The sequence below is a fragment of the Flagellimonas pelagia genome, assembly GCF_003584135.1.
GTDB lineage: Bacteria > Bacteroidota > Bacteroidia > Flavobacteriales > Flavobacteriaceae > Flagellimonas > Flagellimonas pelagia.
Genome location: NZ_QXFI01000036.1, coordinates 58,662 through 73,711, shown reverse-complemented (window position 1 = coordinate 73,711; position 15,050 = coordinate 58,662). Strand labels below are relative to the sequence as shown.

Annotated in this window: 16 protein-coding genes; 4 read left to right on the top strand and 12 right to left on the bottom strand. The window is 42.6% G+C overall.

The genetic code is table 11. The features are described 5' to 3' along the window. The first annotated feature begins 36 nt into the window (after window positions 1–36). A complete protein-coding gene (locus tag D2V05_RS17365; RefSeq protein ID WP_119648791.1) occupies window positions 37–561 on the top strand; it encodes a hypothetical protein in 525 nt (174 codons plus the stop codon). Here D2V05_RS17365 and D2V05_RS17360 read toward each other — a convergent pair whose 3' ends face one another. The 4 genes from D2V05_RS17360 to D2V05_RS17345 form a co-directional block, all read right to left on the bottom strand. After that, window positions 562–1,281, bottom strand: a complete 720-nt coding sequence (locus D2V05_RS17360; RefSeq protein ID WP_119641475.1) for a DUF5131 family protein — start codon at window positions 1,279–1,281, stop codon at window positions 562–564. A 3-nt stretch (window positions 1,282–1,284) separates the two neighbouring features. Next, a complete protein-coding gene (gene tcmP / locus D2V05_RS17355; RefSeq protein WP_119648790.1) occupies window positions 1,285–2,130 on the bottom strand; it encodes a three-Cys-motif partner protein TcmP in 846 nt (281 codons plus the stop codon). 109 nt (window positions 2,131–2,239) lie between these two features. After that, entirely contained in the window at window positions 2,240–3,016 is a 777-nt protein-coding gene (locus tag D2V05_RS17350) for a TIGR03915 family putative DNA repair protein (RefSeq protein WP_119648789.1), read from the bottom strand. A gap of 112 nt (window positions 3,017–3,128) precedes the next feature. Beyond that, on the bottom strand, window positions 3,129–4,391 hold the full coding sequence (locus D2V05_RS17345; RefSeq protein ID WP_119648788.1) for a putative DNA modification/repair radical SAM protein: 1,263 nt from the start codon (window positions 4,389–4,391) through the stop codon (window positions 3,129–3,131). 100 nt (window positions 4,392–4,491) lie between these two features. Here D2V05_RS17345 and D2V05_RS17340 point away from each other — a divergent pair, with 100 nt between their 5' ends. After that, entirely contained in the window at window positions 4,492–5,250 is a 759-nt protein-coding gene (locus D2V05_RS17340) for an XRE family transcriptional regulator (protein ID WP_119648787.1), read from the top strand. A 2-nt stretch (window positions 5,251–5,252) separates the two neighbouring features. Here the strand turns inward: D2V05_RS17340 and D2V05_RS17335 are convergent, their stop codons facing one another. From D2V05_RS17335 to D2V05_RS17320, 4 genes are read right to left on the bottom strand one after another with little or no spacing between them, the layout of a single operon-like run. Beyond that, entirely contained in the window at window positions 5,253–6,251 is a 999-nt protein-coding gene (locus D2V05_RS17335; RefSeq protein ID WP_119648786.1) for an SMP-30/gluconolactonase/LRE family protein, read from the bottom strand. 37 nt (window positions 6,252–6,288) lie between these two features. Further along, the gene (locus tag D2V05_RS17330) at window positions 6,289–7,221 is read right to left on the bottom strand and encodes an ATP-grasp domain-containing protein (RefSeq protein ID WP_119648785.1); all 933 of its coding nucleotides are present in this window, start codon (window positions 7,219–7,221) and stop codon (window positions 6,289–6,291) included. 10 nt (window positions 7,222–7,231) lie between these two features. Continuing rightward, window positions 7,232–8,914 (bottom strand): gamma-glutamyltransferase, encoded by a 1,683-nt coding sequence (ggt, locus tag D2V05_RS17325; RefSeq protein WP_119648784.1) that lies wholly within the window; start codon window positions 8,912–8,914, stop codon window positions 7,232–7,234. Continuing rightward, window positions 8,902–9,495 carry an acyl carrier protein phosphodiesterase gene (locus D2V05_RS17320; protein WP_119648783.1) on the bottom strand — a complete coding sequence of 198 codons (594 nt, stop codon included), beginning with the start codon at window positions 9,493–9,495 and terminating at the stop codon, window positions 8,902–8,904. Before D2V05_RS17320 ends, ggt begins: the two co-directional genes overlap by 13 nt. 91 nt (window positions 9,496–9,586) lie before the next feature. Here D2V05_RS17320 and glmM point away from each other — a divergent pair, with 91 nt between their 5' ends. Further along, window positions 9,587–10,978, top strand: a complete 1,392-nt coding sequence (gene glmM / locus D2V05_RS17315; protein WP_119648782.1) for a phosphoglucosamine mutase — start codon at window positions 9,587–9,589, stop codon at window positions 10,976–10,978. Here glmM and D2V05_RS17310 read toward each other — a convergent pair. Both D2V05_RS17310 and D2V05_RS17305 read right to left on the bottom strand, forming a co-directional pair. Next, a complete protein-coding gene (locus tag D2V05_RS17310) occupies window positions 10,975–11,505 on the bottom strand; it encodes a YybH family protein (protein ID WP_119648781.1) in 531 nt (176 codons plus the stop codon). The genes glmM and D2V05_RS17310 overlap by 4 nt on opposite strands. Window positions 11,506–11,583: 78 nt before the next feature. Then, the gene (locus D2V05_RS17305; RefSeq protein ID WP_119648780.1) at window positions 11,584–12,501 is read right to left on the bottom strand and encodes a lysophospholipid acyltransferase family protein; all 918 of its coding nucleotides are present in this window, start codon (window positions 12,499–12,501) and stop codon (window positions 11,584–11,586) included. 50 nt (window positions 12,502–12,551) lie between these two features. On the opposite strand from D2V05_RS17305, the gene D2V05_RS17300 reads away from it, so the two are divergent. Beyond that, window positions 12,552–13,202 (top strand): rhomboid family intramembrane serine protease, encoded by a 651-nt coding sequence (locus D2V05_RS17300; protein WP_119648779.1) that lies wholly within the window; start codon window positions 12,552–12,554, stop codon window positions 13,200–13,202. Window positions 13,203–13,258: 56 nt separating this feature from the next. Here the strand turns inward: D2V05_RS17300 and D2V05_RS17295 are convergent, their stop codons facing one another. Together D2V05_RS17295 and D2V05_RS17290 are read right to left on the bottom strand one after the other, a co-directional pair. Further along, window positions 13,259–14,374 carry a TlpA disulfide reductase family protein gene (locus D2V05_RS17295; RefSeq protein WP_119648778.1) on the bottom strand — a complete coding sequence of 372 codons (1,116 nt, stop codon included), beginning with the start codon at window positions 14,372–14,374 and terminating at the stop codon, window positions 13,259–13,261. Between the two features lie 97 nt (window positions 14,375–14,471). Next, entirely contained in the window at window positions 14,472–14,972 is a 501-nt protein-coding gene (locus D2V05_RS17290; protein ID WP_119648777.1) for a hypothetical protein, read from the bottom strand. Between the last annotated feature and the right edge of the window lie 78 nt (window positions 14,973–15,050).

The window sequence follows — 15,050 nt, the reverse complement described above, 5'->3', positions numbered from 1 at the left end:
AAAATTCTAAATTTACGGTCGATAAAAACCAGATTTATGAAACTATTGGGCATCGGCTCCCGTATTGACCACCCCGAATACGGTAAAGGTGTGGTAACGAACGTATCATCAAAGCATTATTGGGTCACTTTTTTGGAAAACGGATTGGAGACCATTGACCTGGACTCCGAATTTGAAGTCATCGAAGGGGTAGAGGACGAGGTGGATTCCGTGAGCTTTTTTGATATTGAGCGTTCCTTGGTGCAGATTTTGGAAAAATGGAGCGATACCCATAAAAAAGTGGCCATTGCCGATAAATGGAAAGGCGGCAAACTGATTTTGGATCCCGGGGATGCCACCCAGAACAAGGAAATGCCCATCGAAACCTTTTTCCATAAGATTGTGATGGTGCGCGACCGTATCCGAGTGATGGAACAAAAGATCAACAGCAGCAACAATCTGGACGATCAGGAAAAAATTGACCTACAGCAATACATTACCCGTATTTATGGCAGCTTGACCAGTTTTAATGTACTTTTTAAAAGCAAGAGCGATTATTTTGTGGGGGAGAAAAGTAAGTAGCTAAGCGATTAACCTGTAGTTTGGCATTTGGTCATATGTTCGACCGTTAAGTAAACGACCACTTTTTTTCTTATTTGTGCCGCCCCATTGTTTGAAAAAGAAAGCAACATTTACTTTTTCACATTGGTTTTTTATGTCTTTTACCCATTCAACTTTAATGGGCCTGGGTTTCCTACCGCTTTCGCCTCCAACGATTACCCAGCTAATCTCTTTGAGATTTAAATTAGGAAGAGGTCCAATTAAGGGTTCTAGGGATAGAAATTTAACCTTCGCATTGGTTTTTCTGAGATAATCAATGCGATACTCAACTTCTTGATTTTCAACAGACACTCCCATCCATATATTTGGAGTCCAATTGAGTTTATCATGTAACTCCAACAATCGGTCATGTCTTTTAGTTAAAACTTGAAAAATGTGTTGTTGATTATCGTTCATGACTTCAAAAACCTTTTGGATAAAGAAAAAAGGAACTTCTGGGTGGAACAAATCGCTCATCGAGTTTACAAAAACCATTTTTGGTTTTTTCCATGAGTACGGAGTACTCAATTCCGATTCATGGATCCGCACTTTAAAATTATCCTTATATTTTTCTATTCCCATGGCTTGAAGCCTTTTGGACATTACTTCAGCATAGCAGAACTTACAACCCTGACTGATTTTAGTGCAACCAGTTGTTGGGTTCCATGTCATTTCTGTCCATTCGATACTTGATTGGGCCATATATTAATTATTGTACTTATTTATTATTTGATTTGCAATTTTCACTGCGTTTCTATTGTTTGAAACCATAAAGAAATGAAACATTATGGAATTCGAACTATTCTTCAATATATATGGTTCGGTTACATGTTTAAATAACTCATTTAACCTATTCTTATATATTTCCGCTGATTTCTCAACTGCCTTTTCTGTTTTCGTTGTAACTTTTTCTTCACCAAATAGGGTAATCACTTCACTTTGATTATAGAAATTACTCAAAATATCTGTCCTACTCATACCAAGAAAAGTTTCCAGTTTTTCAATCCAGGCCTCAGAAATTTTACCATCTTTTTTTAGCAGCCTATTAACACCCATTCCGGTCGGAACCAATATCCATGCATCCACATTTGATTCTTTTAAAGAAGTAAGAGAATTCCAATTTAATTGCATGCCACATGGATCAATATAGGCCAAAACTTTACGATTCTTTCCTTTCGAAGATTTTAAAAACTGACCCATGGAATGGATTTTAGCATTACAATCTTCATTAACAACATAAACTTTTTTATTTGTTGAAGAGATTGAACTTTTTAATTCTTGGGCATTATGGGTGTCCTTTTCCACGAAGTAGTATTCATCAAAGGAACGAGGTTCATCTATTTCTAAAATACGCTTTGCAGCGCCAAGAATTACTTTTTTATTCTCATCATTTCCTTTTGTTATGGATCCACTTCCCGCAAAACCATCAAAATAGAGAAGATTCCAGCCAAATCTATCAGCATATTTATTCATTATAGTTAAGTATGCTTTTGCATACTCAACCAATATTTCAATTTTTGCATCAGTCCAATTACCCCCAAATTCATTCATAATTAAATGGTTGTTGTAGTGTTATTTGGGGAATGCTCATTACAATAATAATAAAAATGCCTTTTTTCCTACAAAGAATGATTTGTGTTTTTTAATGCATATGGAATTTCTAAACCGCCTCCTTTTTCTCACTCAAATACTTCCAATAGCGTTTGGGTACATGTTGCGTATGCAATTTGGGGTTGATCCGGGATAGAATGCCCGTACTTTTAAAATAATCGTTCCACAAGGTCTGGTACTCGTATTCCCCGTTGGCAAAAGCATCACTTTTATGGATCTTGTTATGGTGGATGTCCTTTAGGTTCAAGGACACCATTTCCACATGGTCCAAGTTGTAATAGATACCGTACTTGCGCTTTACATCATAAATCAACCATTGCTGGTCTGCGTAACGGTCCCGAAAATGCTTGGAAATAAGGGGTAGCACATCAAAATCGGGTTCAATGTTGGCAAAATAGATATTGTCCTTGGTCAACTGGAACCGAACAAAAGCTTCCATGCGGTGTTTTTCACGCCCCACCTTTCTGGCCAATTGGCTGATGTGCAAAACGGTACTGTCCGAATAATCCAGATACTTGCCGTTTTGGGTCCGCATCAATTTTTGGATGTAATCAAATAACAGCATTTCCACGCCTTCGGTTTCGCTTAAAAAAGCAAAATACACACTGGAAATGGCATTGTGGCTCTTATTTCGGATTCCGTTCCAAACGCGCTTGGCCTTTTCCACATGGGTAAAAATGGTCTCCGTTTCAGAAAAAAGCCCATTTTGGCAACGACCGTTCTTTTGGATGTCGGCCACGGGTATCTTTTCATCAAAAGCAACAAATACGGCCGTAAGAAAGCCGTTGAAGCTGCCGTCGTAAATTAAGGTTGTTGAAGCATTCATAACGCTTGTGTTTTAGTTTTTGATGTCATTTCGAAGGAGTTTGCGACTGAGAAATCCAGATTTCTCACATTCGTTCGAAATGACACAGTTGTTCATTGCTAATTGCTCATTGTCAATTGAACAGTGACAATTGCATGCTGTATTGGTTCCGAAACTTGCCGGACGAAGTCTGCAAGATCATCCCTTTGATTTTCTCTGCATCTAGGTCGCGACGCTCCCAATGACGGGAATCGCACACCATAAAATATTGGGCACGGTTGAGGGCCACCCCGATTTTCTTGAGATGGTCCCAGTTCAATCTTCTAAATTTTCGGGCGTCCATGATTTTTTGAACGGACTGCATTCCTATTCCCGGAATACGGGCCAAAAGGCGCTTGTCCGCCATGTTCACATCCACTGGAAAATGGTGTAGGTTGCGCAATGCCCATGAAAGTTTTGGGTCCACCTCCATATCGAGGTTGGGATGCTCATGGTTCAAGATTTCGTTCACGGCAAAACCGTAAAAGCGTAACAACCAATCGGTCTGATACAGTCGGTTTTCCCGCAACATGGGCACCTGCGAGCCAATGGCTGGCAACCGCGCATCATCCGCAATGGGCACATAACCGGAATAATATACCCGTTTCATTTGATAGGTTTTGTAGTAATAGGTGGCTGAGTACATGATATCCTTGTCCGTTTCCCCAGAAGCCCCCACGATCATTTGCGTGCTTTGTCCGGCCGGGGCGTATTTTGGCGTGCTCTTGATGATTTTTCGTTCCGCTTGATACCGTACGATTTCATTTTTCACTTTCAGCATGGGTTTGGTAAAATCCTCGTGCTTTTTGTCGGGGGCCAATAGTTTAAGTCCGGATATGGTGGGCACCTCAATGTTCACCGAAAGTCGGTCCGCGTATAATCCGGCTTCGTACATGAGTTCATCACTGGCCCCTGGAATGGATTTTAAATGGATATACCCGTTGAAATTTTCCTCTTCCCGGAGTTTCTTCGCTACGGCCACCAAGCGTTCCATCGTATAATCCGCATTTTTAAAAATGCCGGAACTCAAAAACAAACCTTCAATATAATTTCTTCTATAAAAGTTGATGGTCAAATCCACCACCTCCTGAATTTTAAATGCAGCCCTTTGGATATCATTGCTTTTTCGGGTCACACAATACGCACAATCATAGATGCAATGGTTGGTCAACAGGATTTTCAACAAGGAAATACAGCGCCCATCCTCGGTGTAGCTATGGCAAATACCCATTTTTGAGGCGTTGCCTAACCCATTATTCTTGTTGGTCCGGTCGCTGCCACTACTGGCACAGGAGACATCGTATTTGGCGGCGTCGGCCAATATGTTCAATTTTTCTCGTACTCTATCAAAATCCATAACTTGGAAATATTCCAATCAAAAATATGGAAATATTCCAATAAATGGAAATAATCCATAAAAATTTTTGGAAATAATCCAAATTGTATATATTTGGGTTGTGGAAAATGAACTGACACTAAAACGCTTTACCGATATCCGACGTGAGTTGGGCTATACCCAAACGGAGTTTGCCGAATTGTTGGGAGTGAAGAACACTACAGCCGATATTGAACGAGGGCGGACCAAGCTTTCAGGAAAGGTGGTTTCCGAACTTTTGAAACAGTTCAAGATCAATCCGATGTGGTTGTTCGGGGAAAGCGACCAAAAACATTTGGATACGTCCAGAACCAGTGTGATCCCCAAAGTGGTCACCGTGGACAATTCCGATAATGACAACATGGTCTTGGTGAATGCCAAGGCAGCCGCAGGGTATCCCCAAAATATTTCCGATACCAGTTGGTACCGACAACTTCCTGCTTTTGATCTGCCTATTCCAGAATTCCGTAATGCGACGTACCGAGGTTTTCAAGTGGAAGGAGACAGTATGCTGCCCAATTTAAGACCCAATGATTGGGTGTTGGCCCGGGCCGTTGAGCATATTGACCAAGTAAGCCCCAATAAAATGTACGTGGTAGTTTTACAGGATTCGGTAATGGTGAAAAAGATTGAGCGTAGGCCCAATTCCAATAACATTACGTTGATATCGTTGAACGAGAACTACCCTCCGTACGATATCAAACCCTTCCAGATTCAAGAGATATGGGAGGTGAGCAGCAAATTGACCTTTAACATCGACGCGACTACCGAAACGGGTCTATTGAGACAATTGCAACAGTCCATGGAAGAACTAAAGAGGCAAATGGGGCAGATGAAATAGTATCAAAACCCATTTCCAATGGTCTTGGTGTTGATTTTTGCCAGATAGTGGTTGGCCGTGATATAGAGCACGGAACCATCTTCACCCCAGGCACAATTGGCGGTCGGTTCGCCCGTATCAATCCTGCCCAATAGTTTACCGTTAGGGGAAATGATCAAAATTCCGCCAGGTCCTGTGGAGAAAATGGTGCCGTTCCTGTCAACTTTGATACCATCGGGCAGACCTTTTAAACCGGATTTTGCCATCGGAGTGGCATCAAATAATATTTTCCCTTCATCTAGCGAACCATCATTTTTAACATTATAGGCCAATATATAGGCAGCATTGGGATCGGATTGGGTTACATAAAGAATTTTCTCATCCGGTGACAAAGCCACACCATTTGGAAACGTGAGATTGCCCACTACCATTTCCACTTTTCTGTCCTTATCTATTTTGTACACCCCAAAAGCATCTATTTCTCGCATTTCTGACTTATCAAGACCTGGCAGACCGTAGGGTGGATCAGTAAAGTAATAAGTGCCGTTGGAAGCCTGTATCACATCATTAGGGCTGTTCAAGCGCTTGTCCATCCATGAATCGGCCAAGGTAAACTTACCTCCGCCACCTCCCAAGGGCATTCTTGTTACTCTTCGGTCCCCATGTTCACATACCACAAGCTCGCCATCACTGTTTATAGTAAGCCCATTACTGCCTGGTTCTCGGCTGTAGGGTAAAATCCCCGTATATCCAGAAGGTTTCAGAAACTCGGTAAGACCTTCATCAGCTCTCCATTTAAAAATGGTGTTTTGGGGCACATCCGAGAAAAGTAGAAATCCTCCTTCTTTGACCCAAACGGGACCTTCCGACCAAGTAAAGCCTTCAGCAAGGACCTCAATTTTAGCCTCTTTATCTATGAACTCGTAGAATGAGGGATCTTCTGCAACCAATTCTCCAATGCTTTTTTCTTGGGCCGAACAGCCTAAGGAAATACTCATGATGATAATCGATAGTTTTTTCATTATGAATTATTTACGAGTTATAAAAATAGTAATATGTTTAGATTTTGACCTTTTCTGAAAAAAAGGAATTCATGATGGACTTGGCCAAAGTTTTGGCCGCTTCCGGATTGCGCCGAAACCAGAGTTCAGGCTCAAAGATTTCCAATTCTGCCAAGGCCCAGTTCCCATCATTGTCCTTGAACAGGTCCACACGGGCATATACAGGAAGTTCTGGAGCTGCATTTACCACTTTTTGGGCAAACGAAATCTGTTCTTTGGATGGGGTATATTCATGCACACTGCCCCCAAAATCATCCTGTACCCGAAAATCACCTGGTTTGGCAATTTTTAAAACGGCATGGGTGAATTCGCCATTGAACAACATCATTGAAATTTCCCCTTCGGAAACAATGTTTTCCTGAAACTCTTGCAGCATCATGGCTTCTTGGGAAATCAATTGTTGAAAAATTGATTCATGATCAGCAATCGCCTCCTTTTTGATTTTGTAGGTGTGCCTGGCCGCACCGGACACACATGGTTTTACCACAAAAATATCTTTCCTAAATCCAAAACGGTCAATGGCTTGGGTAAAAGCTTTCTGTAGAGTTGTTTGGGTGCCTTTTTCCACAAAAAAGGTCTTGGGAATGGTCACGCCAGCATCGGACAGGCCCTTTAGGTAATGCTTGTCAATGTTCCAATCAATCAACTTTTTGGAATTGATGAATTGGGTCTGTTGGCTTGCGGTTCGAAACCATTTTGAAAATTCATCAAATCGATCAAAATAGTCCCAAGTGGTTCGAAACATGGCCAATCTGGTGCTGGACCAATCAAATGCTGCATCGTCCCAAGAAACACGGGTTACTTTCAATCCTTCTTTTTGCAATGCCTCAGCTACCAATCGGTCTTCCAATAGCACATTTTCCACGTATTGTGTGCGTTTTTCTGGGGCCACGTACCGGTGGTCCGTCAGTACAACAACATCAAACTGCATTCATTGGAATTTAAAATCCGACCGCTTTGTCATCACCTCGTTTATCGGCTCCGCCTTCCAGTTTTCCATCAGGCAGGACTCGGATGGCATCCACTTTCCCAATGATGGGAGTACGTTCCTCGTTGATAATGTATCCCTTGGATTTCAGCTCGTTGATCAATTCCTCGGAAAAGCCCTCTGGCTCAAAAATGACCATGTCCGGCAACCATTGGTGATGGAACCTTGGCGCATTGACTGCCTCCTGCATGCTCAAATTGAATTCATACACATTCATAATGGTCTGGGCTACAGCAGTGATGATAGTGGAACCGCCTGGAGTACCCACAACCATATACAGTTTGCCATCTTTTTCCACAATGGTAGGTGTCATACTGCTCAACATTCGTTTTTCAGGAGCGATGCTGTTGGCTTCGGCCCCTACTAATCCGAACATGTTGGGGACACCGGGTTTGGAGCTAAAATCGTCCATTTCGTTGTTCAAAAAGAAGCCAAGCTCATCACAGTACAACTTGGAACCATAACCGCCATTGAGTGTGGTAGTGGCCGAAATGGCATTGCCTTCACTGTCCACAATGGAGTAGTGGGTGGTTTCGGAACTTTCGATGATTTCCACTTCTCCATGGCTTACCTCTGAAGACAGTGTGGCTTTATCAAAAGAGAAATTGGCCATCCGTTCCTTTAAATAATCATCGCTTAGAAGCACATCGTAGGGAATGTCGACAAAGTCAGGGTCTCCCAAAAAGTAATTCCGGTCGGCATAGGCACGGCGGGAAGCTTCCGTGAACAATTGAATGGTCTTGGCCGAATTATGTCCAAACTTGGATACTTTGTAGGGCTCCATCATCTTGAAAATCTGGTTGATGGTGACCCCTCCACTGCTGGGGGGACTCATGGAAATTACATGAATATCCTTGTAGTCAAATTCAATGGGATCCCTCCATTTGGCCTCGTATTTGGCCAAGTCTTCTTCGGTGATAAATCCACCTTTTGATTGTACGAAAGCGGCCAGTTTTTGGGCCACTTCACCTTTGTAAAATCCATCACGGCCTTTTTCCATGATGACTTCCAAAGTTTTGGCAAGTTCAGGGTATTTAATGGTATCACCTGCCTTGAAGGGTCCAGCAAATTTGGTGCTGTCGTTGTTTGCTTTAACAAAACTTTCCCGATAACCTTCCAGTCGCTTGGCCTGTTTTTCGGTGACCACAACGCCACGTTTGGCCAAGGCGATGATAGGTTCCATGATTTCGGATAATGGAAGCGTGCCAAATTTTTTGTGTACAGCCATCACACCGGCAACCGTTCCGGGTACCCCTGCAGATGTGGCACCGGTAGTACTCATTCCGGGGATAACATTTCCCAAAGAATCCAAATACATGTCTTTATGAGCCGCCAATGGAGCCTTTTCCCTATAATCGATTCCTCCAACTTCGCCATTGTTTTTACGGTAGACCATAAATCCACCTCCGCCTAAATTCCCGGCGAAAGGATAGGCAACGGCCAAAGCGAGTTCGGTAGCCACCATGGCATCAAATACATTGCCACCTTTTTCCATGATTTCTACCCCAATTTTGGAGGCTTCTTCACGGGCCGAAACTACCATCGCCTTTTCGGCGACAAGTCCGGTGGGGGTGGCAGGTTGTTGTTTGCAATTGATAAAAAAGATGAGGGGGAGCAGGAGTATCAGTCTTCGCATAGGGAAATAAATTTTTGTCGGGAAAAGGTAATCAATTCTTCAAAAAAAGCGGTGAATTCGTTTTCAAAATCAGAGTAATGCTCTTCAAGGTCCAAAATGGCAAAATTCATCTTGGATTTGTTCTGGGTACGGCGGTTCATGCCATTCAGTACTCGGTCAATACCCGTTAAATTGGCATAGTTGAGCAACCAATTATCAGTAATCATATAAGGCATCATCCGCTTGGTAGCCAAGGGTAGCACTTCGTAATTGTCCTCCAAAAGGTCATAGAAGCTTTCCACATAATCGGCCAAGGGAACCTCGGAATAGTCGGTCCAATTCTTGGCCAGAAAATGGTCGTAGAAAATATCCACGATCACCCGGCTGTAGTGGCTATAGTTTTTATGAAGTCGCTTACTGCTCTGTCTGGCAATGGGATGCGCATCGGTAAAGGTGTCTATTTCACGGTGGAGCAAAATACCTTTCTGGATTTTTTCAGGGAAATGTTTGTACTTGTTGCCCCGGATATGGTCGGCAAAAAAATTGCCCAAGGTAATTTCCTTGTCATCGAAAGACAGATAGATGTGGGCCAAGAAATTCATCGGGGCAAAAAACTTTTATGTCGAAATTTACAAATTCAAAACTTGGGTTACGGCATAGCCATTTATATTTGCACAAACTTTTTTAACAATTATGACACTGATCAAATCAATTTCTGGAATACGAGGAACCATAGGAGGTAAGACCAATGACAACTTGACACCGTTGGATGCCGTTAAGTTTGCGGCCGCTTATGGGACATGGTTGAAGGATTATTCCAAAAAAGAGAAATTGAGGGTCGTCATTGGAAGGGACGCCCGACTTTCAGGTGAAATGATCCAAAACTTGGTGGTTTCCACCTTGGTTGGATTGGGTGTAGATGTCATTGATTTGGGATTGTCCACCACCCCGACCGTTGAAATTGCCGTTCCTTTGGAAAAAGCGGATGGGGGTATCATTTTAACGGCCAGTCATAACCCCAAACAATGGAACGCCCTGAAGCTGTTGAACGAGCGCGGCGAGTTCTTGGATGCCGAACAAGGTGCCAAAATTTTGGAATTGGCTGAAAAAGAGGATTTTGAGTTTGCCGAAGTGGATGATTTGGGAGAAATTATCAAGAATGACTCTTATATTGATATCCATATTGATGAAGTGTTAGAGTTACCCTTGGTAGACGCTGAAACCATAAAAAAAGCTGGTTTTAAGGTAGTTGTGGATGGGGTGAATTCCACAGGTGGCATTGCCATCCCGAAATTGCTTCAGGAACTGGGTGTGGAAGTAGTGAAATTGTATTGTGAGCCCAACGGACATTTTCCACATAACCCAGAACCGTTGAAAGAACATTTGGGGGATATCTGTAAAAAAGTGGTAGAGGAGCAAGCCGATTTTGGAATCGTCGTCGATCCCGATGTAGACCGATTGGCTTTTATCAGCAATGATGGGGAAATGTTCGGGGAGGAATATACGTTGGTGGCCTGTGCCGATTATGTTTTAGGCAAGACCAAAGGGAACACCGTTTCCAATTTATCATCATCCAGGGCCCTAAGGGATATTACCCAAAAACATGGAGGAACGTATGAAGCCGCAGCTGTAGGAGAAGTCAATGTGGTGACCAAAATGAAGGCCAACAATGCCATCATCGGTGGCGAGGGCAATGGTGGAATCATTTATCCTGAAAGCCATTATGGCCGGGATGCTTTGGTGGGCACTGCCTTGTTTTTGATGTTGATGTCCGAAAGGGGGGGGACCGTTGCGGAACTTAGGGCTAGCTATCCAAGCTATTTCATGAGTAAAAAGAAAATTGAACTCACCCCAGGGTTGGATGTGGATGCATTGCTCGAAGCCATGCACCATAAATACAAAGATGAAGAGGTTTCAACCATTGATGGGGTAAAAATCGACTTTCCTGAAAATTGGGTGCATTTGAGAAAATCCAATACGGAACCCATTATCCGAATCTATACAGAGGCAAAATCCCAAAAGGAGGCCGATGCCCTTGCGGATCGTATTATTTTGGAAATCAAGGAGGTGGCAGGATTGGTTTAAAGCTTATAAATGATTTCGCACTTGATGAAATCATCTTCGGAAATATCGGTGTGTTTGTCGGAATCCATCCAGATTTTCCACATGCCGTTTTTTTTTCGTAAGCCGACATTAAAATGGCCATATCCCCGTATGATGAGTGATGTGTCACCTTTATTTTGGGAACTCAACTGGTAATAACCTGATTGGATGGCAACATCTTCCGTTTCGTTGATAGCGGTGTTCAGAATGACAAAGGCGATTCCCAATTTATTGCCCTGATCTTTTACAGATGCTAAAAAACCGCCGAAACTTTCAAGGTAATCTTCCCCTGTTTGAATCTTATTTTGATCAACCATATGCCGAACAATATCCTTGGTGTGAATGGATTTGATTTTTTGGGAATCCAGTTGATCGTATGCCTCCATGAACGGGATCCAAACATCGTTTTTGATGGATTCCAAAACTTTATCTGAGACTATTATGGGACCTTCCTGTGCAGGGCAAATACTAAGACAAAAGAAAAACAGCAATACTAAGGAGTGTTTCATGACTTCATGGATTGATAAGCATCAATATTATAAAAGTCTTTGGAACGAAACCACTTTGTTTAGGAAAGAATTGGCACATCAGTCCGCTAATCGCTCAATCATGTTACTATTGAATACTCTTGGGGCCTTGTCCTTATGTTTCCAGCGTTTGTGTGTCCAGAAATAATACTCTGGTGCTTCTTGGATGGATTCTTCTACTTTTTTCAGGAAGGCCTTGGTAAGGTCAAATTCCTCCAATTCCTTGGGATGTTCTGTCAAAACAGAAAAAGTACCTTGGTAATGCCCCCTTTTCAACTTCGATACCTTCAGGTATACTGCAGGAAGGTCCAATTTTCTACAGAGCATTTCGGCTCCCGTGTGTGCAGGCACATTGATGCCCATGAACGGCGTCCACAACAATGCTTTTTTAACCATGGGAGACTGGTCACTCAAGATACCGTACATGCTTAAAATGCCGTCCTTTTTGTTTTTGGCCACCAGTTCTCGGGTTTCCTTGGTGGTGATCAAGGTGGTACCATACTTTTGCCGAATATCCCGAATCAGTTTATCAAAATACTTGTTTCCTATTTTCTGATAGATGCCATACCCTTTGGATTTTATATGTCTGTCCAAGGCAATGGCCCATTCCCAACTGGCATAGTGTGGAAACATGAGCATGATACTTTTGTTCTGTGCTTCCAGTTGATGTAAAACTTCAAGATTGGTAAAGGTGAACCTTTTTTGAAGCTCTTTTTCGGAAATACCCATGGTCTTGATCATTTCCATGAACATATCGCACATATGGCGATAGAATTTTTTCTCAATGGCTAGTCTTTCGTCTTCTGATTTATTCGGAAAAACAAGGGCCAAGTTATTGCGGACCACTTTTTTACGATACCCTACCACACGGTACAGCAATACATAGATGCCGTCCGACAAAAAATAGATGACTTTGAACGGAAGTCGGGACACCAACCAGAGCAGGGGATAAACAAGGATATAAACTAGCAGTTGCATGCACTTTTCTTGTGTGCAAATATAGCTATATTTGAAACCAAACTTACGCAATGGTCAATTTGCACATAGCCACTATCGCCATCATGGCAGCCAACGTACTCGTGTCCCTCAGAGGATTCAGTGATTCGGGATTTTTTGACAGATACAAGTTCCTCATCAATGGAATACAAGCCGGACAAAAGGAACGCATGGTCACTTCGGGTTTTTTGCACGTGGACATTTCCCACCTGTTTTTCAATATGTTCACCCTGTACTTTTTTGCTGATGTCGTCATCAGTTGGTTTGGTCCGGGAAAATTCTTGATTATCTATTTTGTAAGCTTGATAGGAGGTAGCCTTTTGGCACTTTTCTTCCATAAAGACGAACCCTATTACAGTGCCGTTGGGGCCAGTGGTGCGGTTACGGGGATTTTGTATGCTGCTATTTTGCTGAATCCGGATATGCAATTGGGAATCATGTTCATTCCGATTCCCTTACCTGCCTATGTTTTGGGAATTGCGTATTTGCTCTATTCCATTTACGGAATGAAAAGCCGATTGGGAAATATTGGACATACAGCTCACTTTGGCGGGGCCATTGGCGGATTCGCCACCACATTATTATTCAAACCGGAATTATTGGTGACGGATACGTTGATTGTGGTTTTATTGGCGATACCCATCATCATTTTGTTCGTGCTCGAAAAATTGGGTAAGATATAAATGAAAAAGCTCGGGCATCATGTCCCGAGCTTTTTTGTAAAATATGTTTTCTGTGCTTAGTTAAGCATCTGTGCTACTTTTTCTTCAAGTTCAGGCCCTCTAAGGTCACGAGCCACGATAACGCCTTTTTCATCCAACAAAAAAGCGGCCGGTATAGCGTTGATATTATACATTTGGGCAATCGGGTCGTTGAACCTCTGCAAGTTGGAAATATGGTTCCAAGCCAACCCGTCAGATTCGATGGCACCTTTCCAAGCCTCGGCTTGGGTGTCCAAAGAAACTCCTATGACATTGAAACCTTTATCATGGTATTTGTTGTAAACAGAGACAATATTAGGGTTTTCGGCACGGCACGGTCTGCACCAAGCGGCCCAAAAATCGACCAAGGTCAATTTGGATTTCCCCGTTACGTCGCTTAAGGCCAAAAGGTCACCGTTAGGGGTCGGAGCGGAAAAATCAGGGGCAACATCACCCACTTCGGTGGATTTCATTTTATCCAACTGTTCCTGGATTTTCTTACCAGGCTCGGTGGCCTTTATTTCCGGCGTAAGGTTTTCGAATATTTCTTTTACCTCATTTACGGGAAGCGCCTTGGTTGTCAAAAGATTCCCTACAATCAATACGGAAATCAAAGCGTTTGGGTTGTTCTTTGCGTAATTTACATTGAAGTTTTTGGCTTCTTCCTGAAACTCAATGAACTCCTCACGAAGTGCGGTCACGGTGGCCGTATCTTGCTGTTGGGCAGCCATGCGCATATCATTCTGCATGGACATGGCCCTTTCGGACAATTTTCTGGATTCCGTCAAGAAATCCATGAACATATCATTCTGTTCGGTTCCCTTTATTTTGGCAAAGCCGATACTATCTTTTTGGAATTCCACTTCAATATCCCCGTTTTCCAAAACAACGGGAACATTACCGCGAACCTGATCTACAAAAATGTAATGCAATTTGGGTTCTGACTGGGTGCCTGCAAATGCGAAGACCCCATTTTCAACGGTTGTGGTGTCCACATCTATCAATTGATTAAGGGAATCTGTGGTCTTTAGGAAGACTTTAAGCCCGTTATCCGGTTCCCCGGATATGGTTCCACTGACCGTATATCCATCAGATTTTGAACTACATGATGCCAATACTAAAACGCCAAGTACTATGGCAAAGATTTTTTTCATTTCACATTATTTAAGGTGCTAAGGTATTCATTCCTTATGGCATAAAAAAACCCTTGGCCTACTAAGGACCAAGGGTTACCATCTTTTAGATCTTTATTTAGAATTGGTATCTGATGCCCAGGGCAATATCAAAATTAAAGTCGTTGTCGAAACCATCATAGCCAATCAAGCCAATTTCTGGTCTAAAGTCCAACGATATCAACAAGGGGATGTCAAAGTTGTATTCCACACCGATATCACCTGCCGCGAAAACAAAAACGCCATCATTGTCACCATAAAAACTTCCGTTCCCTTCATCAAAATTAACACTTCCCAATCCACCACCTACTCCATAATACCAGTTAAAGTTTCCGTCCAAAGGACGCACCCATTGGTACACGCCGGTCAATTTGAAGGCATCGAAATCGCGGCTATCACGCCAGCCGAGGTCAAACTCGGCACGATTGGAACTCCCAATGGATTTTTGGTATGAAATCTCTGCTCCAAAGCCATCACTGTCTCCCAATCGGAGACCAAGGGCATGTTCTGAAATTTCCTGTGCACTCAGGCTCGCTGTTACAAACAAAAAAAGCGCTGCAAATAATGTGGTAATCTTCATGTGTTTCTCTTTTAAGTTAAAAATTAGAGATAGTTTTGTCATAGATTTACGTTTCAAAAACCATTTTAGTTCCCAAAA